The organism is Sulfuricaulis sp., from assembly GCF_040901545.1.
Taxonomy (GTDB): domain Bacteria; phylum Pseudomonadota; class Gammaproteobacteria; order Acidiferrobacterales; family Sulfurifustaceae; genus Sulfuricaulis.
On record NZ_JBBDYL010000066.1, the window covers coordinates 32,098 to 55,459 of the forward strand.

A 23,362-nucleotide genomic window follows, 5' to 3' on the forward strand; every position below is an offset into this window, starting at 1 on the left:
AGCGGCATGAGCCGGTATTTTATTTTTTTTCCTTCGTTGCGTGTTTCCCCGGCATTTTTAGCGAAAGACATTTCCATCAATGCTGAGGCCGATGCCCGTCCGGGCGTCGGGTTACCGTGACGCGGGTCGCTGCGATTCAACTGGCTTCGGGGCCGCAAGTGGCGGCGAACCTCGGTGAAGCGGAGCGGCAGATTGCCGCCGCCGCCAAAGCCGGCGCCCAACTCATCGTGTTGCCGGAAAATTTCGCCATCATGCCGCAGAAGGAGGCCGACCGGCTGTCCGTGGCTGAAAAGGACGGCCGGGGCCCGATCCAGGATTTTCTGTCGACGCAGGCGCAACGGCATCAGACATGGATTGTGGGCGGCACGATTCCGCTGATAGCGAATTCTTCGGACAAGGTGCGTGCCGCCTGCTTGCTCTACAACGACCGCGGCGAGCGCGTGGCACGTTACGACAAGATACATCTCTTTGATGTCCGGCTAGGCAACGGCGAGCATTATCAAGAATCAAAAAATATCGAGCCCGGCGATTCCGTCGTGGTGATCGACACGCCTTGCGGCCGGCTGGGATTGGCCGTGTGTTATGATCTGCGTTTTCCCGAGCTTTTCCGCCGGTTGCTCGACCAGGGAGCGGAACTCTTTGCGTTGCCTTCCGCCTTCACGGCGCACACGGGCCGGGCCCATTGGGAAGTGCTGGTGCGCGCCCGCGCCATCGAAAATCTCGTGTATGTCATTGCCGCCGCCCAGGGCGGATATCATGCGAATGGCCGGGAAACCTACGGCGACAGCATGATTGTCAGTCCCTGGGGCGATATCGTTTCGAGACTCGCGCGCGGCGCCGGATACGTCATCGCGGATTGCGACCGCACCCTGCAGCAGGGGGCGCGTACGAGCCTGCCGAGCATACAACACCGGCGGTTTACATCATGAGTGACGGCGTGCTCACCCTGGCACGTCAATCCCTGCTCGAACCGGCGGGTATCGGCGATGCGGAGCTGATGCGCCTGATCGGCCAGTTAACCACGGGCGGTGTGGATTACGGCGACCTTTATTTCCAGTACAGCCGTAGCGAGTCCTGGTCGCTCGAGGAGAGTAAAGTCAAATCCGGCAGTCACAGCATCGAACTGGGTGTGGGTTTACGCGCCGTGGCCGGCGAGAAAACCGGGTTCGCCTATTCCGATGAAATCATCCTGCCCACGCTGCTGGAGGCCGCCGGCGCCGCGCGCGCCATCGCGCAGCAGAACGCGCCGGCGAACATGCCCGCCGCATTCCACGGCGAGACGGGACGGCAACTGTACCGCCCGGCCGACCCGCTCGCGAGTCTCGCGGACGATGCCAAGGTAAAACTGCTCGAGCGCGTGGAGCAGGAGGCGCGCGCGCAGGACCCGCGCGTGAAGCAGGTCATGGCCAGTCTCGCCTCGACGCACGAGTCGATTCTGGTGGTGCGCTCGGACGGCGTAATCTCCGGTGATGTACGCCCACTGGTGCGGCTCAGCGTCACCGTCATCGTGGAGAGCAACGGCCGACGCGAATCGGGCAGCGCCGGCGGCGGCGGCCGGTTCGGTTACGATTATTTCAACCAGCAGGACCGCGCGCTGGATTATGCGCGCGAGGCCGTGCGCCAGGCGCTGGTGAATCTTGAGGCCGTGGATGCGCCCGCCGGCACCATGGCGGTGGTGCTCGGCCCCGGTTGGCCCGGAATTTTGCTGCACGAGGCCATCGGCCACGGGCTCGAAGGCGACTTCAACCGCAAGGGCACGTCCGCCTTCGCCGGACGCATCGGGCAACGCGTGGCCTCCGAGCAGTGCACCGTGGTGGACAACGGCACGATCCCCGACCGGCGCGGCTCGCTCAACGTGGACGACGAGGGCACGCCGACACAGAACAACGTGCTTATCGAGAACGGCGTGCTCAAAGGTTACATGCAGGACACCATGAACGCGCGCCTGATGAAGGTCGCGCCCACGGGCAACGGCCGGCGCGAATCCTACGCACACCTGCCGATGCCGCGCATGACCAACACCTACATGCTGAACGGCAAATTCGATCCGAAGGAGATCATCGGTACGGTGAGCAAGGGTCTGTACGCCGTCAATTTCGGCGGCGGGCAGGTCGACATCACTTCGGGCAAGTTCGTGTTTTCCGCCTCCGAGGCCTATCTGATCGAAAACGGAAAAATCACGCGTCCGGTGAAGGGCGCCACGCTGATCGGCAACGGGCCGGATGTGCTCACGCGCGTATCCATGGTCGGCAACGATCTGGAGCTCGACCCGGGCGTCGGCACCTGCGGCAAGGAAGGCCAGAGCGTGCCGGTGGGCGTGGGCCAGCCGACGCTCAAGATCGATGGCCTGACGGTTGGGGGCACGCAGGCATGAGCACCACCACCGTCGCCACGCGTCCCGCGGTCGCGGACAGGAATTCACGCGAGCGCCTCGCCGGTGTTGTCGGCCAGGTGCTCGCGGAGGCGAAAAAATCCGGCGCCACCGCGGCCGAAGCCGGGGTGAACATCAGCCAGGGTCTGTCGGTGACGGTGCGCCTGGGTGAAGTCGAGACGGTGGAGCACACGCGCGACAAGGGCATGGGCGTGTCGGTCTATTTCGGGCAGCGCACCGGCTCGGCCAGCTCCACGGATTTCAGCGAGCATGCCCTGCGCGAAACGGTACGCGCCGCCTGCACCATCGCCAAATTTACCGCGGAGGACGATTGCGCCGGCCTCGCCGATCCCGACCGGCTGGCAAAAGACATTCCCGATCTCGATCTGCATCACCCGTGGAATCCGGGCACGGACCGGGCCATCGAGCTCGCGCGCGCGGCCGAAGACGCCGCGCGCAATCAGGACAAGCGCATCGCCAATTCCGAGGGTGGAAGCCTGACCACGCACGAAGGGCTGGAGGTTTATGGCAATAGCCATGGATTCCTCGGCACGGTCGCGAACACGCGCCACAGCCTGTCGGTGAGCGTTATCGCGCAGGACGAATCCGGCATGCAGCGCGATTTCTGGTACACCGTGGCGCGCGCGTCCGACGCGCTGGAATCGCCGGAGTCGGTGGGCCGGACGGCGGCGCGCCGCAGCCTGTGGCGTCTGGGCAGCCGCAAACTTGCCACGCGCCAGTGCCCGGTATTATACGAAGCACCGCTGGCCAGCAGCCTGTTGTCCCATTTCGTCAGCGCGGTGCGCGGGACGAGCCTCTACCGCCAGGCCTCGTTCCTGCTGGATGCGCTCGGCCAGCCGGTGTTCGCGGATTTCGTGCGCATCCACGAGCAGCCGCATCTCAAGGGTGCGCAGGGCAGCGCGGCGTTTGACAGCGAGGGCGTGGCGACGCAGCCACGCGACCTGATTCGCGACGGGATACTGCAAGGCTACGTGCTCGACTCCTATTCCGCGCGCAAGCTCAAGATGCAGACCACCGGCAATGCCGGCGGCGTGCACAACCTCACGATCGACCCCGGTAAGGACGATCTCGCCGCGCTCATGAAGCGCATGCATACGGGCCTGCTGGTGACCGAACTCATCGGCTTCGGGGTCAACACGGTTACCGGCGACTATTCCCGCGGCGCCGCCGGCTTCTGGGTGGAAAACGGGCAGATTCAGTACCCGGTGGAGGAAATCACCGTCGCCGGCAATCTCAAGGACATGTTCCGCCGCATCGTCGCCGTTGGCAGCGACGTCGACACCCGCGGCAATATCCGCAGCGGTTCGATTTTGATCGAGAATATGACGGTGGCGGGGAGTTGAGGTAATTTTCAGGTAACAGAAGGAGTTGGTGCTCGCGCAAAATTAAATCACTCTGAGGCATACCCGTTTCCACTGATTCGTGGGTTGGCAACATCCCATCCTGATCTAAGTTTCCACCTTTCAATTTCGAAGCAAGCGATCAACAGCCTTACTCTGTGCGGCAAATTTCCCTTTGCGTCATTGCCGGAGTCCTCTACACTCTGCCCGCGAAAAATAGGCAAATCCCCATGGCCAAGGCACGCAAACCCAAGAAACCGGATTATCTGAAACAGGTTCTGGCCGCTTTGGAGGCCGGCGACACGGCGGCTGCGCGCGCAGTTCTTTCCGGCCTGCATCCGGCGGACATCTCGCATGTACTGGAAGGCCTGACCCCGGAGTTGCGCGCCACGGTGTGGGGGCAGGTGGACATCCAGCGCATGGGTGAAGTACTGCTCGAGCTGCCGGAAGAAGTCCGTATCGATCTCGTCAAGCAGATGGACGGCCAGGCGCTGGTTGCGGCGGCCCGTGTGCTCGACACCGACGACATCGCCGACCTTATCCCGGACCTGTCGGATGAAGTGATCGCGGAAATCCTGTTCGCGCTCGACTTGCAGGACCGCCAGCGGCTCAACGCGGTCCTGTCCTACCCCAAAGACACCGCCGGCGGATTAATGAACGTCGATGCCGTCACGGTACGGGAAAATATCACGCTCGAGGTGGTGTTGCGGTACTTGCGTCGTCGCGGTGAATTGCCGGAACACACCAACCAGTTGTTTGTCGTGGATCGCAGCGATCGCGTGGTCGGCGCCCTGCCCGTCTCGCGGCTGCTGATCACGGAAACGCGGGTGCGCGTCTCTCAGGTTATGGAGCGAGATATGGTCAAATTCACGGTGCTGACTCCGGACCAGGAGATCGCCGAGGCGTTCGAACGCTACAACCTTGTTTCCGCCCCGGTGGTGGATGATAACAATCGTCTGCTCGGGCGCATAACAATTGATGACGTCGTGGACGTCATCCGCGATCTGGCCGATCGTCAGGTGATGGCACCGGCGGGCCTGAGCGAGGACGAGGATATCTTCGCGCCGGTGGTACGCACCAGCCGCAAGCGCGCCATCTGGCTCGGGGTCAATCTCGTCACCGCGTTCATCGCCGCCTCGGTGGTGGGACTTTTCGAGCAGACCATCGCGCAGGTCGCAATACTCGCGGTCATGATGCCGATCGTCGCCGGCATGGGCGGCAACGCCGGCACCCAGACGTTGACGAGTGTGATCCGGGCGCTCGCGCTCGGCATTGTCTCCGAGGCCAATGCGCGCCGCGTGCTGATCAAGGAGCTGATGGTTGGCGCGTTCAACGGCCTGGTGTTCGCGCTCACGGTGGGGCTGGCGACCATCCTGTGGCACCAGAACTACCTGGTGGCGTTGGCGATCACCCTGGCGATGGTGATCAACCTGGTGATGGCCGCGCTTGCCGGGGTCACGATTCCGATCCTGGTGCGCAAGATAGGAGTGGACCCGGCGGTGGCGAGTGGAGTCATCCTGACCACTATCACCGACGTCGTCGGCTTTTTTTCCTTCCTCGGGCTTGCAACTATCTTTCTGATCTGAATTATCCGGGGGATTGCCCTCTTTTCCCCACGGGTACAAAACCACACATGCCGTGAAATCAGCCATTTATCAGGCGACTTTGAAGCTCTCGCGGGCATGTGCCATAGTTATTTCAGATAGGGAGCGCATAACATGTTGCCGAATACGATTCAGATCATCAGCCAGGCGATCAAAGACAAACGCTGTATTGCCATCCGCTACCACGACCAGCGGCAGGTTCGGGTGGTGGAACCGCACGCCGTCTACACCGATGAGCGTGGCGAATTGACCCTGGACGCTTATCAATCGCGCGGCTATTCCGCCTCCGGCCGTCCGCCGCCGTTCTGGCGGCCATTCCGGCTGACCAAAATCACCGCTGTTTCCGTGCTGAAGGAGAAATTCGAACCGCGGATCGCGGAGGGATTCAGCTCGAGCCGGATGAAGTACCGCAGCGGTCTGGTGGCCATCGTGCAGGACAGTCAACCTGTCTTTGGTTACGTCTACCCGGCACAGACAACGGAAATCGGCCCACACCTGCCCGAACAGATCCGCCGCTGAAGCGCTTCCGCTTCAGGCATATACGGCTCGGTCTCAGCCGAGCTTTTCCACCAACGCGTGCACTTCCCGGGTACCCCGGGCCCGTAGCAATTTCCGCACAGCACGTGTGAGCTTGCTCACGTCAGCATTGCGCACGTTCTTCTTGATCTCAAGTAAAGTCGCCGGGTGCATGCTGAATTCAGTCAGTCCGAGCCCCAGCAACAGGCTGGTGTAACGCGGATCACCCGCCATTTCGCCGCACATGGCCACAGGGATGCGCGCCAATTTACCTGCCTGGATCGTGATGGATATCAGACGCAGCACCGACGGATGCAACGGATCGTAAAGATAGTTAACCGCATCGTCCACGCGGTCGATCGCGAGCGTGTATTGGATGAGGTCATTCGTGCCGATTGAAAAGAAATCGAGATAGGGAGCAAACAGATCCGCCGATATGGCGGCGGCCGGCACCTCGATCATCCCCCCCACGGCGATCTTGGGATTGAATTTGATTCGGTTGCGTTTTAGTTCGGATTTGGTTTCCTCGATCAAATCGAGTACGCGGAACAGCTCCTCCTGGCTCGAAAGCATCGGAATCATCATCCGCACGTTTCCGTGACTCGATGCGCGGAGAATGGCGCGTAACTGCGGACGGAACAGGGACGTATCGTGCAGACACAACCGTACGGCACGCAGTCCGAGCGCCGGATTGACCGTGATGGCAGTCCCCGCACGGCCTCCGTCCACCTGTTTGTCCGCGCCCAGGTCGAGCGTGCGAATGGTCACCGGTTTTCCTGGCAGGGATTTAACGACCTTGAGATAAGCGCGGTACTGTTCCTCCTCATCCGGCAACTCGCTCCGATTCATGAACAAAAATTCGGTGCGATAGAGACCGATCCCTTCCGCACCCGCCTGGATAGCGGCACGCACGTCCGCCGGAAGTTCGATGTTGGCCAGCAACGTGACTCGGCGCTTGTCACGAGTTATGGCACGGCTGGACTTGAGAAGATTGAGCTCGCGACGCTGCCGTAAGATGTCTTTTTTCCGTCGTTTGTACTCTGCGATGATGCTGGTATCCGGCGCAATGATGAGCATTCCGCGCCGTCCGTCGATGATGATTTCTTCACCGGATTGGACGTAGCGGGTGGCGCTGTGCGCCGAAACAATCGCCGGGATGCCGAGGCTGTGCGCCAGAATGGCTGTATGGGAAATGGGACCGCCGAGGTTCGTCACGAACGCATGCACGCGGTTTTGCTTGAGCATGACCGTGTCAGCCGGCGTGAGATCATCTGCGACCACGATCTCGCCGGAGCCGATTTTCTCGTGTTCGTCGTAGTTTTGCTGAAGCAGATTGCGCAGGATGCGGGTGACTACCTGATTGACGTCGGTTTTCTTGTTGCGCAGGTAGTGATCGTCCATCTGCTCGAACACCGCACTCAGAATGTCACTCTGGGATTTGAGCGCCCATTCGGCGTTACACAGCTTTTCCCGAATGGCGTCGATCGGCGCCGAGGAAATCATTTTGTCATCCAGCATCAGCAAGTGCGCATCGAGGAAGCTCACGGCTTCCGGCGGCGCATTGGCCGGGATTTGATTGCGGATGCTTGTCAGCTGCCTCCGTGAAGCGTCGACCGCCCGTTTGAATCGGGTTACTTCCTCCTCTATGAATTCCGCGGGGATGGCATACTCGGGTATCTCCGGAAGTTCACGGTGCAGTACGAATGCCTTGCCGATGGCAATCCCGTCGCTGACGCCCGTGCCGTGCAAGGCCAGCATTATTCGCCTTCCCCGAAGCGATCGTTGACCAGTTCCGTCAGCGCCTCGATTGCCGTTTTTTCATCGTTGCCATCGGCGCAAATTTCAATCTCCGCTCCTTTGGCCGCTGCGAGCATCATGATGCCCATGATACTTTTCCCGTTAATCTGTTGACCGTTGCGCTTGAGCGTAATCTCGGATTCGAATTCCGCCGCGAGACTCACAAACTTGGCCGAAGCGCGTGCGTGCAGTCCGAGCTTGTTGATGATGGTAATATTCTGGCAACGCATTATCGCGCCCCCCGCGCATTATTCGGGTTGGCGGCGCAGATAATGCCGCCGCACCCGCCGCTCAACGCCTTGTCAATGAGCTCATCCATTTTAAGATGCCGGTAATTGAGCGCCCGCAGCAGCATGGGCAGATTGACACCGGTAATAAGCTCAATTCGACCGCGTGCCAGCAGACGGCAGGCCACGTTCGTATGGGTGGCGCCGTACACGTCGGCAAGTATCAGCACCCCATCCCCCTTATCGACATGCTGCAGGTTTTTTCGCAGCAGTGCGTCAATGGCCTCCGGAGCGGTTGAGTACTCCAGATCCATGGCTTCGAGTTGGGAAGGACGGCTGCCAAACGTATGCGTGGCAGCGGCGATCAGTCCCGCACCCATTTTTTTCTCCGTCAATATCAGCAGGCCGATCATTTCAGTTCCCGATGGCGCACCTGTGTCTTGATTCCGTTGTCCGAGAAATATACGGCCAGACGCCGCACCAGATAGACGGAACGGTGCTGACCCCCGGTACAGCCGATGGCGATCGTCAGATAAGTGCGGTCTTCGCGCTCGAACCGAGGCAGCCATTTTTCCAGGAAACCGCGAATTCCATCGTACATTTCCTGGACTTCGGGATACTGCGTCAGAAAGCGCTCTACCGGTTCATCCAGCCCCGTGTATTGCCGCAGGTCGGATTGCCAATACGGATTGGGCAGACAGCGGACATCAAAGACGAAATCGGCATCCAGAGGCGTTCCATGCTTGTATCCAAAAGACTCGAACAGTAACGTCACTCCGGCAGTTTCTTCACCGTGGGCGAAGTTTCGCACCTGCGAGCGTAACTCGTGGGGCGAAGTATGAGTAGTGTCAATCCGCAGCGAGGCATCGAATGACAACGGTCCGAGCAATTCCTTTTCAGCCCTTATCGCTTCTACCAGCGGTGTCTGGTGATCGAGCATGGGATGCTTTCGCCGCGTTTCCTTGAAGCGCTTGACCAGGATGGATTCCTCGGCTTCAAGAAAAATGATGCGGTACTGAATACCGCGCGTGCGCAGTTCACTCAGGCTGTTGGGCAAATCCGCCAGGAACGCGCGGTTACGCACATCCAGACCGATGGCGACATTCATGATGGCGCTGTTACGCAGATCGGAGAGCAGTCCCGCAAAGTGCGAGAGCAGCACGGCAGGCAGATTATCAATACAGTAAAAACCGGTGTCTTCCAGAGCCTGAAGCGCGATGGTTTTTCCTGAACCGGAGAGACCGCTGACAATAAAAAAACTCATTTAGTCTACTTTGCCACGTGTCTTGCGCAGCATATCTTCATCATGTTCATTGCGGTAAACCGGATTCCCATTTTTCTGATTGTCCAAATAATCCTGATGACGTCTCATGAAATCCTGGAGGGGATCAATGCCCCACATGCGAAGGATATACGCGCGCGTGGCGGCCTCCACCAATACCGCCAGGTTGCGGCCGGGACCCACGAACAGCGAGACTTCCGGAATTTCCACGTTAAGAATATTGCGGGTTTTCTGCAATGCCTGGAGGCGGTCAATTTTGTTCATCTCCTCGCTTAGCGTGGTTTCCAGGCGAACGATCAGGTGCAATTTCTTCTTGTGCCTTACAGCTGTTTCACCAAACATCAGGCGGACATCCAGGATGCCCAGCCCGCGCACCTCCAGGTAATCCGACAGCAGGGTGGGGCACTGCCCGACGAGCACGTCCGGCCCGACGCGGATAAATTCGACGGCATCATCCGCTATCAACCGGTGATTTCTGGAGAGCAGTTCAAGCGCGAGCTCGCTTTTCCCGATTCCGGGTTTTCCGGTGATCAGCACGCCCATCCCCATGACTTCCATGTACACGCCATGCACGGTAATGCGCGGTGCCAGAGCCCGGGTAAGGTAATACTGCAGGTGGTCAATCACCACCGGGCTCGGCAAGGGGGTTGAAAAGAGTGCCAGTGATTTTGCGTTGGCGGTAGCGATCAGGTCTGATGGCGCCTTCTTGTTGTTGGTGACGATGATGGCCGACGTTTTATCGCAAGTGAAAAGGTTGCGGATGGCGTTTTTGTATTCTGCTTTGCCCAGTTTCAGCAGATAGTTGATTTCCGCCTCGCCGATAACCTGAATGCGGTTCGGATGCACAAAGTTGAGATGGCCCACGAGTGCCATGCCGGGGAATTTCGCGGTCATGGGCTCCAGCAGGCGGTCTTTCCCTGCTTCACCCCCGATCCATTTGAGTTTCAACGGACCGGATTCGGCAACGTACAAATCTCGCGCCGTGACAGCCGGCGTGTTCATGGAGTCATTGACTTGCCCGATTTTCGGCTCGGGCGAAGCATCGGGAGATTTCTTCCGTCGTTTGCGCCGCAAGCAGTTATTGCCTCGTAAAATGGTTGCTGAAATTTCCTGCCACTGGCCAGGAAAGGATTAATGAAGCATTATCGGCAGCATTATCCGGTACTGGCAGAACGGGGACAATTGTAGCAGGTTTGCGCCTGATTAGAGTGTACGGAGCTTCTTGATAGCACCTTCTCCGCGGCGATGGTGCGTGGTTTTTTCCTTGTGTTTTAGCACTTGCCGGTCAAGTTTTCCGGCCACTGAATCGATGGCAGCGTACATGTCCGCCCCTTCCGCGTTGGCATGCATCGTCGTACCGCGGGCGTGAATAGTGGCTTCGGCGATATGCTGGTTTTTCTGAACATGCAAAACAATGTTGGCATTGATGACATGGTCGAAATGTTTCTGGATGCGGCCGACTTTCTCCGAGGCATACGTGCGCATTGATTCGGTAATTTCGATTTGATGTCCGCTTACCGTGATTTGCATGGATGATCTCCGAAACAGTTAGACGAGCGATCTGCGCTGATTGGACGGCGGGATATTCATGAACTCGCGATACTTGGCGACCGTGCGCCGGGCTACATTAATGCCCTGTTCGGTCAGGATTTCGGCAATCTTGCTGTCGCTGATGGGCCGGGTGGGCATTTCGCTCTCCACCAGTTTCTTGATAATCGACCGTATGGCAGTCGCCGAACAGGTACCGCCATCAACGGTGGTAACATGACTGGAGAAGAAATATTTGAGTTCGAATATTCCGCGGGGCGAGAGCATGTACTTGTTGGTTGTCACGCGCGATATGGTGGACTCATGCATGCTCACCGTCTCGGCCACATCATGCAATACGAGCGGTTTCATGGCTTCCGCCCCGTGGTCGAAGAAGGCGCGCTGCCGGTCCACGATCGTGCGCGCCACTTTGAGCAGCGTCTCGTTGCGTGAGTTGAGGCTTTTGATAAACCAACGCGCCTGTTGTAACTGATCCTGCAGGTAACGATTATCAGCGCTCGAATCACCGCGCTGGATCATTTTTTCATAATGATGATTGATGCGTAATCTCGGCGATACACCCTGGTTGAGTTCCGCGCGCCAAACACCGCGGATTTTCTTGACAATGATGTCGGGAACGATGTAACTCGCCTGTGAGGAAGTAACGGAATTGCCGGGTCGTGGATTCAGACTCTGTATAAGTTGAACAACCTGCTGCAGTTCGTCGGAAGAAATCTTGAGAATACGTCGCAGTTGAGTGTAGTCCCTGTCCGCGAGAAGGGCGAGATTCTGCGGAGTGGCCATTTGCAGCGCTGCTGCCAGGTTGGCGGTCTCCGGAGGGAGCATCTTCATCTGCAACCTCAAACATTCGGCGAGGTCGCGTGCGCCGACTCCGATGGGGTCGAAATTCTGGATCTGGTGCAATACCGCTTCAATCTCGTCAATTTCAGGATGAAGAGGGCCGTCGAGGGCCTGCTGGATTTCCTCAAGTTTGCAACTTAAATAACCCCCTTCGTTGATGGCATCTAACAGCGCGAGGGCGATCTGCCTGTCATCGTCCGAGAATGGTGTCATGTGCATCTGCCACAACAGGTGATCGTGTAACGTTTGAGGTGGGCTGTTGCGTGCATCGATATCGGGAAAACCGTCATCGGATGTAGAACCGCTGCCCATGGGTGCCGTCATGGACTCGAAATTCTTGGCCCAATCGTCATCGGCACCATCGTTGGAGTCCATGTCTTCACCGGATTCGGTAGCAGGGAGCATATCTGTTTCGTCGAAAGTGGAAGCCTCGCCGTTGTCCCGGCTGTCGGTGATAGCGGCGTCTGACTCCGCTTTGACTTCCGCCGTGTCGTCCTCCCTTTCGATTTCCTCAAGCAGGGGATTGGTTTCCAGGACTTCCTGAATTTCTTGCTGTAGTTCGACGGAAGAAAGCTGCAGCAGCCGGATGGCCTGCTGCAATTGAGGAGTAATGGTTAGATGCTGACCAAATTTGAGGTCAAGTGATTGCTTCATAAAATTACAGGCGGTTCTTTTATGGAATGCGTTCTGCTTTCGTCTTCAAGGGTCGGTCCATATCGTCTTGCTTAAAAGTTTAGTCCATTTTTCTCCTGAAGATGTTCCGTTTGTCGTCTCCATGATTTAGGTGACGATGCAATTTCAAGGAAAAAGACCAATATCTTAGAGACGGAAGTCCTCGCCCAGATAAACTTTTTTGACCGCATCATTATACAAGATATCGCCGGGCATACCCGACGTAAGCACCATCCCTTCGCTGAGAATGTATGCGCGGTCGCAAATCTTGAGGGTTTCCCGCACGTTGTGATCCGTGATCAGTACGCCGATCCCGCGATTTTGCAGGTGTTTGATTAACTGTTGTATTTCCAGAACGGATATCGGATCGACACCGGCGAACGGTTCATCGAGCAGCATGAAGCGCGGTTTTGATGCCAGGGCGCGCGCGATTTCAACACGCCTTCGCTCACCTCCGGAAAGACTGATCCCCAGGGCATCACGTCTCGCGGTAATATTGAGATCGTGCATCAATTCCTGGAGGATGCGGTTTCGTTCGGAATCCGGTAACTCAGGTCTCGTCTCGAGTATTGCCATGATATTTTCCGCGACGGTCAGGTTGCGGAACACGGAAGGTTCCTGCGGAAGGTAACCCACGCCCAATTGTGCACGCCGGTGCATCGGCAAATCGCCGATATTCACTTCATCCAGAAGTATGGTTCCGCTGTCTTTCGGAATAAGTCCAACGATCATGTAAAAACAGGTTGTCTTTCCGGCGCCGTTTGGACCGAGAAGCCCGACGATCTCTCCGCTCTTTATTTCCATTGATACGTCTTTTACGACGTCACGTCCCTGGTACTGCTTGTTGAGACGTTTGACGGTAAGGGTGCCTGCGGGAAGGGTGGAGGAGAGCTGGCCGGGAGTTTTTTTCATTGGGTGACTTCCCGGGAACGGGGCGCGGCATCGGTACCGGAATTCGGCGCTTCGCCCCGCTTTCTGGGCTGTATCACGGCATGCACGCGGCCGCCGGAGTTGGCGTCGCCCTGGGCAGTCAGATTTTTTTCATTGATATCGTAGTGCAATACGCTGCCCGTAAATAAATCTCCGCCCCGGCGCACCGTCACGTCACCGGTCATCTCCAGTTTTTTCCCCGGGATATAGTAATCAATTCGTCTGGCCTCAGCCTGTATCTCCTCGCTTTCATCGTCCGGTTGTCGTCTGAGTTTCACCGGCTTGCCGGTGGCGCGGATCGTCTGGGGTTTGTTGTCGCGCATGCGGATTTCGATGCGATCCGCCTTGATTGACAACAGCCCCTGTTCAACCAGCACGTTCCCGGAATATACCGATAATCCGGTTTTTTCATTGGCTTCCACGGAGCGCGCATTGATTTGGATAGGCTCATCCTCATTTTTTTTAACGGCGTAGGAATCCGGGGACATCAACAGCCAAAGTGACAGGCAGGCCGCCATCGCCGTGAGTCGTGTCTTGTCATGGCGCGTGATCACGGAGGCATTACTTGTCGAGCAGGATTTTCATGGTGTCAGTCCGGATTTCCCCACCGGCGCTTCGCGGATCGCGTCCCTGGGAAGAAATGACATTTCCGCTCATGAGTATCCGGCTATTATCCATCGGCATCCATCCCTTGTCGGCGCGCGTATGGAGCGGCGCGAGCCCCGGGCGGAACTGGACGAGATAGGGCTGGTCGAGTTCCGAGCTGAAGTCATCGCCGTAATGTGTGAGACGAACGGCGGCAAGCGTATAGCGCCGGTTGCCATCCTCATTCATAACGGTAGCGATGAGATTCTCGATGATGTAGTCGGGATCATGGCGCGCCTTGCCGTCGAACGGTTTTTCCGGTTCGCTGACTTTGTGTGTCAGCCACCAGGAGCCGCCGGCGAGCAGAACCAGGGTCAAGGCGATGGCGAATCTTTTGAGATCGAGCGTCATCCGGAAGTCTAATGACCTGCATCCGAGATGAGTTTCTGTATTTCAGCGTGAAAGGCCCCCTGTGCATACAGGATCAGCTCGCAAGCCTCGCGAGCGGCACCGTATCCGCCAATGCTCGGTGTGATCCAGTGCGCGTATTTCTTCGCTATCGGATGCGCGTTCAGCACGGCAATGGCGAGGCCCGTCTGCAGCATGATAGGGAGGTCTACGACGTCATCGCCAACGTAGGCTGTCTGCTCCGGTGCGAGCCCCAATTCGGCGATCAGCCGGCGGTATACCGGTAATTTTTCGTCGCAGCCCTGATAGACATGTTTGATATCCAGTTCCTGCATACGGTGTTTCACCACTTCGGATGTCCGGCCGGTAATCACGCCCACGGCAATATTGTTGTTTTGCAGCATTTTGATGCCATGACCGTCGCGCGAGTTGAACGCCTTGTACTCCTGGCCATCGTCGCTGATCACAATCCGCCCGTCGGTAAGCACCCCGTCCACGTCGAACAGCACCAGCTTTATCTTTGCCGCGAGAACAAGAACTTCCGGATTCACTTCGAATGCCGGTGCGTGGATCTGGTTCATTCAGATGACGCCGGCGCGGAAAAGGTCGTGCATGTTGAGTGCACCCAGCACGTGGTTGTCTTCATCCACCACGAATAAACCGTTGATCCTGAGCGAGCGCATCAGTTGCACGGTCTCGGCCGCCAGCCGGTCCGCGCGCGTGGTTTTGGGATTCTTTGTCATGACTTCAGTGATGATGACACGGTAGACATCGACTCCGCGATTCAGGACACGACGCAGATCGCCGTCGGTGAAAATACCGACAAGGCGGTTGTTGCGGTCCACCACCCCGGTCATGCCAAGCCCTTTACCGGTCATTTCGAGGAGTGCCTCGCGCAGCTCGGCTTGTTCCGCGACTTGGGGAATTTCGCCCCCCGTGTGCATGACGTCGCTGACGTAGAGCAGCAGGCGTCGACCGAGACTGCCCGCCGGATGCGCGCGCGCAAAATCCTCGCGCGTGAAACCGCGCGATTTGAGCAAGGCCACCGCCAGGGCATCGCCCATGGCAAGCGCCGCCGTGGTGCTGGCGGTTGGGGCCAGATTGTGCGGACAAGCCTCCTTTTCCACGCCCACAAAAAGTGCCGCGTCGGCTTGCTTGGCAAGACTGGAGTCGGTTTGGCCGACAAACGAGATGAGCTTCACGCCCATGCGCTTGATGATCGGCAATATGGTGACGATTTCCTCCGTTTCACCGGAATTGGAAATGGCCAGCAGGATGTCGGCCGGTGTAATCATGCCGAGATCGCCATGCGAGGCTTCGCCGGGGTGCACGAAGAATGATGGCGTGCCGGTGCTCGCGAGCGTGGCCGCGATTTTTTTACCAATATGCCCCGACTTCCCCATGCCGGTGACGATCACGCGTCCCTGGCAATTCAATATCAACCGGCAGGCCTCCATGAAATGCCCATCCAACCGTTTCGCCAGGGCGAGCAAGGCCTCGGCTTCGAGCTGAATTACCTCGCGCCCCAGTTGTTCGAATGAAGAAGATGAATTCATGTGTTTCGCGGTTTGTGTTGGCTTAGGGTAATCTTTCATGTCCCTTTAGGGGATGGTTGAAATCTCTCGCCTTCCGGCGAAGCAAATTTATGTTCCCTCTCCCCGCTGGCGGGGAGAGGGTTAGGGTGAGGGGTGGCGCGGAATTCGTTCCTGTGTTTGGCATTTCGCCCTCACCCCTTGCCCTCTCCCGCTTACGCGAGAGAGGGGGAGTCGGTTGACTTCAAGCCGACAACATCAAAAGCCGCCGGCTTGAAAGCAGTGATTATATTTGAGTATATCCAAACGGCTGCGATAATCCCATGGAGCCCATTGGCTTTCAAAGCATTCTGATATTGCTGGTAGTCGCGGTGGTGCTGGTTGCAATGTTCCGCTATCTGCAGCTGCCGCAGGTTCTGGCTTATCTCTGCGCCGGTATCGTCGTGGGACCATACGGGATGGCATGGATCCCGGATCTGGAGGGAACGCGTTACCTTGCCGAGTTCGGGCTTGTGTTTCTCATGTTCACCGTCGGCCTTGAGTTTTCGTTCCCCAAGCTGATGGCCATGAAGACCGTGGTGTTCGGGCTCGGTGGCGCGCAGGTGTTCTTCAGTTGTCTCGTATTCGGGTTTGTGGCGTGGCTGGTTGGCGTACCGGCTGAAGGCGCCATTGTCATCGGCGGCATGCTGGCGATGTCATCCACGGCCATTGTCATGAAATTGTTGTCCGAACAGCTCGAACAGAATTTACTTCATGGACGCCACGCCTTCAGCGTGCTGTTGTTTCAGGACTTGATCGTCGTTCCATTCCTGATTTTGATCCCGGCGCTGGCCGGAGATGGCGAACAAACGGTGTGGATCACACTGGGCTGGGCGCTGCTGAAAGGCGTCATGGTGATGATCGCGATAATTTTTCTCGGACGCTGGTTGCTGCGCCCCTTCTTTCATGAAGTCGCCTCGGCACGGTTGCGAGAATTTTTCATGCTGGCCGTGTTACTGCTCACCCTGGCTTCGGCCTGGCTGACCGATGTTGCGGGCCTGTCGCTGGCGCTCGGGGCGTTTCTGGCCGGTGTGATGCTGGGTGAAACCGAATACCGCCATCAGGTCGAGAGCGATATCCTTCCGTTTCGCGATATATTGCTGGGGTTGTTCTTTGTCACCATCGGCATGATGCTTGATTTAAGCGCCATGCGACAGCTCTGGCCATGGGTCCTCGTCAGCGTTGCCGCGATTATTCTCTTTAAAGCGCTGCTGATCCTCGGTCTGGGAAAATTATTTGCCATGGAAACGGCAGTGGCGTTGCGCACCGGCTTGGTGCTGTCCCAAGTCGGCGAGTTTGCCTTTGCCCTGTTGTTGCTGGCGAATCAGTTTCATCTTTTTAACCAGCAAACATCGCAGATCCTGCTTGCCTCAATCATTCTGAGCATGATGGTCGCGCCGATCATCGTGCGTCACAACGGTAACCTGGCCAAGCGACTGGTGCCCGGTTACACCCACGCCGGCGAAAGCAGCCTTGACGTGATCCGCGCCGAGGCGGATGTGACGGATCGGCACGTGATCGTCTGCGGTTATGGCCGGAGCGGACAGAATCTGGCATGGATGCTTGAACAGGAAGGAGTCCCGAATCTGGCGCTCGATCTCGATCCGATACGCGTGCGTGATGCGCGCGATGCCGGCAAGCCCGTCGTTTACGGGGACGTCACGCTGCGAGACGTTTTGGAGGCGGCCGGCTTGTCGCGCGCCACGGCATTGGCCATCAGTTTCTACGACGTGCCCGCCGCCCTCAAGATTCTTGACACCACGCGCCTGGTACGACCGGACATGCCGGTGATCGTGCGCACCAAGGATGACGCCGATCTCGAACGGCTTAGTGCCGCCGGGGCGACCGAAGTGGTCCCGGAAAGCCTCGAAGGCAGCCTGATGATGGGTTCGCACCTGCTGCTCATGGGTGTGCCGATATCGCGTATCGTCCGGCATGTGCGCAATGTACGCGCCGACCGTTACCAAATGTTGCGCGGTTTCTTCCACGGCGAGGACCTTCACGATGGCAAGGATACGCATGCTTACCAGGCGCGGCTGCACTCTGTCACCCAGCCGGATGGGGCGCATGCCGTGGGCCAGCCGATCTCTACCCTCCAACTTGAAAAAGCCGGAGTCACGGACAGCGCGGTGCGCCGTGGCGGTATCCGCGGCCCCGAACCGGCACCGGAAACCCGCCTTGCTGCCGGTGACGTGCTGGTACTCCACGGCACGCCCGAGGCCCTGGAGCAGGCTGAAAAAATATTATTAGAGGGATAATGGACAGGATTCGCAGGATTAACAGGATTGAAAATCAGAAACATTAAAACGGTTTTTCGCCTTTAATCCTGTAAATCTTGTTAATCCTGTCTATTTATTTTATGGAATTCAAAGACCATTTTTCGGATCATGCGGTGGATTACGCCGAATTCCGGCCGGAATATCCCCAAGCGCTGTTTGAATTTCTCGCCCGGACAGTGAAGGATCATGACCTGGCCTGGGACTGTGCCACCGGTAGCGGTCAGGCGGCGCGCGGACTGGTGGAATATTTTGACCGCGTTATCGCGACGGACATGAGCGCGGAGCAGATTCGAAATGCCGTGCCGCACGCAAGAATCAGTTATCACGTGGCGGCGGCGGAAAACTCGAATATTCCCTCACATACCGTGGACTTGATTACGGTGGCCCAGGCGCTGCACTGGCTCGGTTTCGAGTCTTTTTTTCGGGAAGTGCACCGGGTCCTGAAGCCGGGAGGGTTGATCGCCGTCTGGTGTTACGGGTCGATGCGGGTCAATCCTGCCGTGGACCCAATTGTGCAACATTATTATAAAAATATTGTGGGTTCCTGCTGGCCCCCGGAGCGCCGCTACATCGACGAGAAGTATCAAACCGTGCCTTTTCCGCTGGTTGAGCTGCCGACGCCCGAATTCATCATGAAGGCGGACTGGAATTTGAATAATCTCATCGGATATCTTCGCACCTGGTCGGCGACACAGCGTTATCAGGATAAAAACGGTTACAACCCGCTGGAATTGATACGCGGGAAACTGGCGGAAACATGGTATCCGGCGGAAAAGCGGCTTACCGTCCAGTGGCCGGTATACATGCGTTTGGGTACGATGACCCCGCTTCCAGGGAAAACAAGCTAGAGAAAATCGATGCCAAAAAGAATTTTGGTCATTCTCGGCCAGCCGCAACGGCAGAGTTTCGGTGCGGCGCTGGCACAGGCCTATGCCGAGGGGGCGAGCGCCTCCGGGGCCGAGGTAAGGGAAATATTTCTCGGGGATCTCAAATTCGATCCCACGGGTGCCATGAATCATTCCTCGCCGCCGGCACTGGAAACCGATCTGGTGATGGCCCAGGAAGCGATTAAATGGGCCGAGCATCTGGTGTTTGTCTATCCCATCTGGTGGGGGACCATCCCGGCGCTGTTAAAAGGTTTCATCGAGCGGGTTTTTCTCCCCGGGTTTGCCGTGAATTTCCGCGACAACTCGCCCCTGTGGGATAAGCTGCTCACCGGTCGTAGCGCCCGCCTCATCGTCACGCTTAACACCCCTTCATGGATTTACCGTTGGGTCTACGGTCGTCCCGGGCACAACACCATGAAAAAAACCATCCTCGAATTCTGCGGCATCAAACCAGTGCGCATTACCGAGATCGGTCCGGTCAAAGATTCGACGGATGAGAAACGCAAGAAATGGTTGCAGCAGGTTCGTGCCCTGGGCGCCCGGCAAGCATAGATTTCTGCCGAACTACCCAAATTTGACATATATGCATTATCAGTGCATATATATATGCATATGCGCACCACATTAAATATCGAAGACAGATTGCTGAAAAAAGCGGCAGCGTTAACCGGCATTTCCGAAAAGACCGCGCTGGTGAAGGCCGGGCTGGAGGCTCTGCTCGCACTTGAAAGCAGCAAGCGTTTGGCTGAACTGGGTGGCTCGGAAAAATCGTTGAAGTCCATACCCCGAAGAAGGACCGCTACCCGGCATGGTGCTCGTTGACACCTCTGTCTGGGTTGAGCATCTCAGAAGGGGCGAGCCCGAACTTCGGGATCTCCTGAACAAAGGCGAGGTAGTCTGTCACCCGTTTGTGATTGGCGAACTCGCCTGCGGCCATCTCAGGTCCCGCGAACAAATTCTTTCCCTGCTGAAGGCATTGCCGATCGCTACCTTGGTGGAGTCCGACGAGATTCTATTCTTTATCGAAGAACGGAAACTCGCTGGTCTCGGCCTCGGGTTGATCGATATTCATCTTCTCGCTTCCTGTCTGATATCTCGCGTGAAGCTGTGGACACTGGATAAAAAATTAAGATGTGTTGCCGCAAAACTTGTCGTCGCCCATGGTTAACCGTACAACGCTGATGCCTGGATTGAGAAATGAAACCCAGCATGTTTGTGATTCACTGCGTTCAACCCAACTTGCGGCACTAGATGAGTACATAACGGCGGAAGACGCTGCGCTATTCCGCCCTACGGGTTAATGCCCAGCCGATTCATCGTGTTCAACCCTGCTTACAGGAGTTTTGTTCGTTCCTTTCCACAACGCGCGCAGCGCAGGAGTGTGACCAATTTTCCTTGTATGACATCGAATTTTCTTTCCACCGCAACTTGCCATCGGTGAAATCCGTGCTTGCATAAAGTTTTGCCCTCCGCCTTTTCCTTCAAGGACGGTTTTTTGAATTTGATAATCTCACCCATTGTTGATGCCTGATTAGTTGGCGATGACCCTGCGCTAGCGTTTACGGATTAGCCACGGCTGCGAGCATTCAGCGCGATTAGGATGGCGCCGGCACATCCCACGTCCGGGAGATTGCTGGCATAGCGGATCGATGTGGCACGGGCCGTGGTGGGGCGATCGCGTCAAGCCACTGTTTTGCCGGTACTTGATACAGCCGACAGCGGTCATTGTTACTTATTTCGGTAATTCTGTTAACTTAACCCGCACCAGTACCGGAGCAGCCATAACCCGTAATTAATGGGGGTGCTTGTGTGTACACGTGGAATCAATTCACGATCCGATGATGGTTAGGACATCACAACCGACAGAGGCACGGCATGGGCAGGCCCCGGTTATCGAATTCCTGAATCGGCACGCGCCTTTCGACCGCATGGCGCCCGCCCACCTCGAATTTCTCGCCAAGCACCTACATCTCGGGTTTTACGCCGCCGGGGAAGTGATTACGGATCCTGCCGAAGGAGCCGCCGGGCATTGTTACATCATCAAGCAGGGGCGTGTGCGTGGGGAGATAAGCGCCATCCATGAAAAACAAGCCAATTGGACGAATACTACCGCGCGTGAAGACAAAAATTCCGATCCGGCAGTGGACGAGGCGGTACTAGTCACCGGCGAGTGTTTCCCTGTCGGGGCGCTATTAGCCGATCGTCCTGTCCATACCGTGCATCGCGCCGTGGAGGACACCTTCTGCTTCGAGTTGGACCAGAAAGACTTTCAAAAACTTCTTAAAGACAGTGCGGTTTTTCACAATTTCTGTACCCGGCGACTGGCCAGTCTCCTCGACCAGGCGCTGGAATGCTTTCAGGCGCAAGTCGCCACCAAGGTTGCCTCTGGCGAAACTTCTCTGAACGCGCCGTTGTCGCGCATCGTGCGCCGGGCACCGGTCACTTGCCGGCCGCAAACTCCCATTCGCGAAGTCTTGCAGGCCATGAATGCCGCACGTATCGGTTCCATGGTGATCACGGACACTAGCCTCAAACCGCTGGGTGTATTCACGCTCCATGACCTGTTGTGGCGCGTGGTGAATTCAAGCGTGGACCGCGACGCCCCTATCGAAACGGTGATGACACGGAGCCCGCTTTCGCTGCCGCCAAAAGCCTTCGGGCATCAAGCCGTCGAACTCATGACACGCATGGGCTTTGGCCATGTGTGCGTGGTCGAAAATGACCGATTAGTCGGGGTCGTTTCCGAGCGGGATCTCTTTTCGCTGCAACGCGTGGGCCTGGTGCACTTGAGCCGTGCCATCAAGAATGCTCCGGACGTGGCTGAGCTGGTGCAACTGGGCGAGGACATACACCGCGTTATTGACCAGATGCTGGCGCAAGGTGCATCGGTCGCGCAGCTGACAACAATCATCTCGCAGTTCAATGATCATATAACCCGGCGCGTAATTACGTTATCTCTGGACAAACTGGGTACGCCGACCTGTGCGTTTGGCTGGCTGTCTTTTGGCAGTGAAGGACGCCAGGAACAGACACTGAAAACCGATCAGGACAACGGCATCCTTTTTGTGCCCGCAGCCGGGGCGAACGCCGCCGCGGTGCGCGAGGAATTGCTGCCGGTCGCGTACCGCATCAATCAGGTCCTCGCTGAGTGCGGTTTCCCGCTGTGTCCCGGCAACATCATGGCCAGCAACCCCGAGTGTTGTCTTAGCCTGGATGAGTGGAAAGCTTGTTTCCAGAACTGGATCGAGCACGGTTCACCGATGCATCTGCTGAAAGCCAGCATCTATTTCGATTTCCGTGCCATTTACGGCGATCGCACACCGGTGGAAGAACTTCGGCGCTGGGTGGCGGAACGCGTGGCCAAAAATGACGCCTTCTTGCATCAGATGGCGGAGAATGCCCTGGGAAATAGCCCGCCTTTGGGACTTGTTCGCGACTTCGTCGTCGAAAGTGGCGGCGAGCATCCCAACACAATTAACCTGAAGCTGCGCGGGACCACACCGTTTGTCGACGGCGCGCGGCTGCTTGCGCTGGCGCACGGCATAACTGATACCAACACCGCAGGGCGGTTGCGCGCCACCGCCGTGGCAGGGGGGATCCCCGACGAAGAGGCGGAAGCCTGGTGCAATGCCTTTGACTTTATTCAATTGTTACGCATGCGTTCGCACCAGAAACAGGAAAGCCAGGGATTGACTCTTGATAACCACATCAACCCGGACACGCTCAATGATCTTGACCGCCGTATCCTAATAGAGGCCTTCCGCCAGGCGCGCAAATTGCAGACGCGTCTGTCGCTGGACTACTAGCTATAGTTGGCTTAGACGCCTTTTCCGTCCACACGTTGAACTACCCCCGGCTTCGCCCACCGTGTTGCGACCTGGAAAAAACTTCCCGGCGTAAGCGAAAATGTGCCGCTGAGACAAGCACGCTGTGTGGTTGTGGACGTCGAAACGACAGGGCTCGACACACGCCAGGACCGGCTGCTTTCCATCGGCGCCTGCGGCGTTGAGGCGCTGCGTCAGCGCCCGGGCGAAGGTTTCGAGGCCATTTGGCGTCACCACCAAGCAAGTGAGCTAAACAATATCCCGATCCACGGCATCAGCCCGCAACCCCAAGCGGCGGGCGAGGCACCGGAGACCGCGCTGATGGTATTTCTTGGATTCATTGGTAAATATCCGCTTGTGGCGTTTCATGCCAGTTTTAATCAGGCCATGCTGGATCGCACTTTGCGGGAGGCGCTTGGCAGGCGCTTGCGTGATCCCTGGCTCGATCTGGCTCACCCCGGGCCCGGCGCTATTCCCGTAGCATGTCCGAGCATGTCGGCTGACCAGACTTAGCGAGCTCCATCCGCTAGACGAGCACAAGACAAGGTTATTCCCGGGAGGGAGGGGCAAAGGGGCGAAACGCTAAACGTGGACAGCCCCTGTTACACCGGTTACACGCAATCAACTTCGCCGCGTAAATGCCGCTCACACAGCATTCTC

At 57.5% G+C, this 23,362-nt stretch carries 24 protein-coding genes; 12 read left to right on the forward strand and 12 right to left on the reverse strand.

Going from position 1 to position 23,362, the window contains the following annotated elements; all coding sequences use genetic code 11:
- The first annotated feature begins 116 nt into the window (after window positions 1-116).
- The 5 genes from WD823_RS13570 (at window position 117) to WD823_RS13590 (ending at window position 5,855) form a co-directional block, all read left to right on the forward strand.
- Complete coding sequence (locus WD823_RS13570; protein WP_368430034.1) at window positions 117-929, forward strand: carbon-nitrogen hydrolase family protein; 813 nt, start codon at window positions 117-119, stop codon at window positions 927-929.
- Window positions 926-2,374 (forward strand): metalloprotease TldD, encoded by a 1,449-nt coding sequence (gene tldD, locus WD823_RS13575; RefSeq protein ID WP_368430035.1) that lies wholly within the window; start codon window positions 926-928, stop codon window positions 2,372-2,374. Before WD823_RS13570 ends, tldD begins: the two co-directional genes overlap by 4 nt.
- Window positions 2,371-3,735 (forward strand): metalloprotease PmbA, encoded by a 1,365-nt coding sequence (pmbA, locus tag WD823_RS13580; protein ID WP_368430036.1) that lies wholly within the window; start codon window positions 2,371-2,373, stop codon window positions 3,733-3,735. The genes tldD and pmbA overlap by 4 nt, the downstream gene beginning before the upstream one ends.
- Before the next feature lie 227 nt (window positions 3,736-3,962).
- Window positions 3,963-5,318 (forward strand): magnesium transporter, encoded by a 1,356-nt coding sequence (gene mgtE, locus WD823_RS13585; RefSeq protein WP_368430037.1) that lies wholly within the window; start codon window positions 3,963-3,965, stop codon window positions 5,316-5,318.
- Between the two features lie 132 nt (window positions 5,319-5,450).
- Window positions 5,451-5,855, forward strand: coding sequence for a WYL domain-containing protein (locus WD823_RS13590; RefSeq protein WP_368430038.1), 405 nt, complete (start codon window positions 5,451-5,453; stop codon window positions 5,853-5,855).
- Window positions 5,856-5,888: 33 nt separating this feature from the next.
- Here the strand turns inward: WD823_RS13590 and ptsP are convergent, their stop codons facing one another.
- The 12 genes from ptsP to WD823_RS13650 all read right to left on the reverse strand — a co-directional run bounded on the left by ptsP (window position 5,889) and on the right by WD823_RS13650 (window position 15,697).
- The gene (gene ptsP, locus WD823_RS13595) at window positions 5,889-7,610 is read right to left on the reverse strand and encodes a phosphoenolpyruvate--protein phosphotransferase (protein ID WP_368430039.1); all 1,722 of its coding nucleotides are present in this window, start codon (window positions 7,608-7,610) and stop codon (window positions 5,889-5,891) included.
- Window positions 7,610-7,879, reverse strand: a complete 270-nt coding sequence (locus WD823_RS13600; RefSeq protein ID WP_368430040.1) for an HPr family phosphocarrier protein — start codon at window positions 7,877-7,879, stop codon at window positions 7,610-7,612. The genes ptsP and WD823_RS13600 overlap by 1 nt, the downstream gene beginning before the upstream one ends.
- Window positions 7,879-8,289, reverse strand: a complete 411-nt coding sequence (locus tag WD823_RS13605; RefSeq protein ID WP_368430041.1) for a PTS sugar transporter subunit IIA — start codon at window positions 8,287-8,289, stop codon at window positions 7,879-7,881. Before WD823_RS13605 ends, WD823_RS13600 begins: the two co-directional genes overlap by 1 nt.
- Window positions 8,286-9,140, reverse strand: a complete 855-nt coding sequence (rapZ, locus tag WD823_RS13610) for an RNase adapter RapZ (RefSeq protein WP_368430042.1) — start codon at window positions 9,138-9,140, stop codon at window positions 8,286-8,288. The genes WD823_RS13605 and rapZ overlap by 4 nt, the downstream gene beginning before the upstream one ends.
- Complete coding sequence (gene hprK / locus WD823_RS13615) at window positions 9,141-10,232, reverse strand: HPr(Ser) kinase/phosphatase (RefSeq protein WP_368430043.1); 1,092 nt, start codon at window positions 10,230-10,232, stop codon at window positions 9,141-9,143.
- Between the two features lie 129 nt (window positions 10,233-10,361).
- Window positions 10,362-10,688, reverse strand: a complete 327-nt coding sequence (raiA, locus tag WD823_RS13620; protein ID WP_368430044.1) for a ribosome-associated translation inhibitor RaiA — start codon at window positions 10,686-10,688, stop codon at window positions 10,362-10,364.
- A gap of 18 nt (window positions 10,689-10,706) precedes the next feature.
- Entirely contained in the window at window positions 10,707-12,200 is a 1,494-nt protein-coding gene (locus WD823_RS13625) for an RNA polymerase factor sigma-54 (protein WP_368430045.1), read from the reverse strand.
- 165 nt (window positions 12,201-12,365) lie between these two features.
- Window positions 12,366-13,130, reverse strand: a complete 765-nt coding sequence (lptB, locus tag WD823_RS13630) for an LPS export ABC transporter ATP-binding protein (protein ID WP_368430046.1) — start codon at window positions 13,128-13,130, stop codon at window positions 12,366-12,368.
- Complete coding sequence (lptA, locus tag WD823_RS13635; protein ID WP_368430047.1) at window positions 13,127-13,702, reverse strand: lipopolysaccharide transport periplasmic protein LptA; 576 nt, start codon at window positions 13,700-13,702, stop codon at window positions 13,127-13,129. Before lptA ends, lptB begins: the two co-directional genes overlap by 4 nt.
- A gap of 7 nt (window positions 13,703-13,709) precedes the next feature.
- The gene (gene lptC / locus WD823_RS13640; RefSeq protein WP_368430048.1) at window positions 13,710-14,144 is read right to left on the reverse strand and encodes an LPS export ABC transporter periplasmic protein LptC; all 435 of its coding nucleotides are present in this window, start codon (window positions 14,142-14,144) and stop codon (window positions 13,710-13,712) included.
- An 8-nt stretch (window positions 14,145-14,152) separates the two neighbouring features.
- Window positions 14,153-14,722, reverse strand: a complete 570-nt coding sequence (locus WD823_RS13645; protein WP_368430049.1) for a KdsC family phosphatase — start codon at window positions 14,720-14,722, stop codon at window positions 14,153-14,155.
- The gene (locus WD823_RS13650) at window positions 14,723-15,697 is read right to left on the reverse strand and encodes a KpsF/GutQ family sugar-phosphate isomerase (protein ID WP_368430050.1); all 975 of its coding nucleotides are present in this window, start codon (window positions 15,695-15,697) and stop codon (window positions 14,723-14,725) included.
- Between the two features lie 299 nt (window positions 15,698-15,996).
- Here WD823_RS13650 and WD823_RS13655 point away from each other — a divergent pair, with 299 nt between their 5' ends.
- The 7 genes from WD823_RS13655 (at window position 15,997) to WD823_RS13685 (ending at window position 23,215) form a co-directional block, all read left to right on the forward strand.
- Window positions 15,997-17,970, forward strand: coding sequence for a monovalent cation:proton antiporter-2 (CPA2) family protein (locus tag WD823_RS13655; RefSeq protein WP_368430051.1), 1,974 nt, complete (start codon window positions 15,997-15,999; stop codon window positions 17,968-17,970).
- Between the two features lie 101 nt (window positions 17,971-18,071).
- Window positions 18,072-18,839, forward strand: coding sequence for a methyltransferase domain-containing protein (locus WD823_RS13660; RefSeq protein ID WP_368430052.1), 768 nt, complete (start codon window positions 18,072-18,074; stop codon window positions 18,837-18,839).
- Between the two features lie 9 nt (window positions 18,840-18,848).
- Window positions 18,849-19,430, forward strand: coding sequence for an NAD(P)H-dependent oxidoreductase (locus WD823_RS13665; protein ID WP_368430053.1), 582 nt, complete (start codon window positions 18,849-18,851; stop codon window positions 19,428-19,430).
- A gap of 60 nt (window positions 19,431-19,490) precedes the next feature.
- Window positions 19,491-19,700, forward strand: coding sequence for a type II toxin-antitoxin system VapB family antitoxin (locus tag WD823_RS13670; protein ID WP_368430064.1), 210 nt, complete (start codon window positions 19,491-19,493; stop codon window positions 19,698-19,700).
- Window positions 19,687-20,046: a type II toxin-antitoxin system VapC family toxin gene (locus WD823_RS13675; RefSeq protein ID WP_368430054.1), complete on the forward strand. Its 360-nt coding sequence runs from the start codon at window positions 19,687-19,689 to the stop codon at window positions 20,044-20,046. Before WD823_RS13670 ends, WD823_RS13675 begins: the two co-directional genes overlap by 14 nt.
- A gap of 760 nt (window positions 20,047-20,806) precedes the next feature.
- Window positions 20,807-22,684, forward strand: a complete 1,878-nt coding sequence (locus WD823_RS13680; RefSeq protein WP_368430055.1) for a DUF294 nucleotidyltransferase-like domain-containing protein — start codon at window positions 20,807-20,809, stop codon at window positions 22,682-22,684.
- A gap of 102 nt (window positions 22,685-22,786) precedes the next feature.
- Complete coding sequence (locus WD823_RS13685; protein ID WP_368430056.1) at window positions 22,787-23,215, forward strand: exonuclease domain-containing protein; 429 nt, start codon at window positions 22,787-22,789, stop codon at window positions 23,213-23,215.
- Window positions 23,216-23,362: the final 147 nt, after the last annotated feature.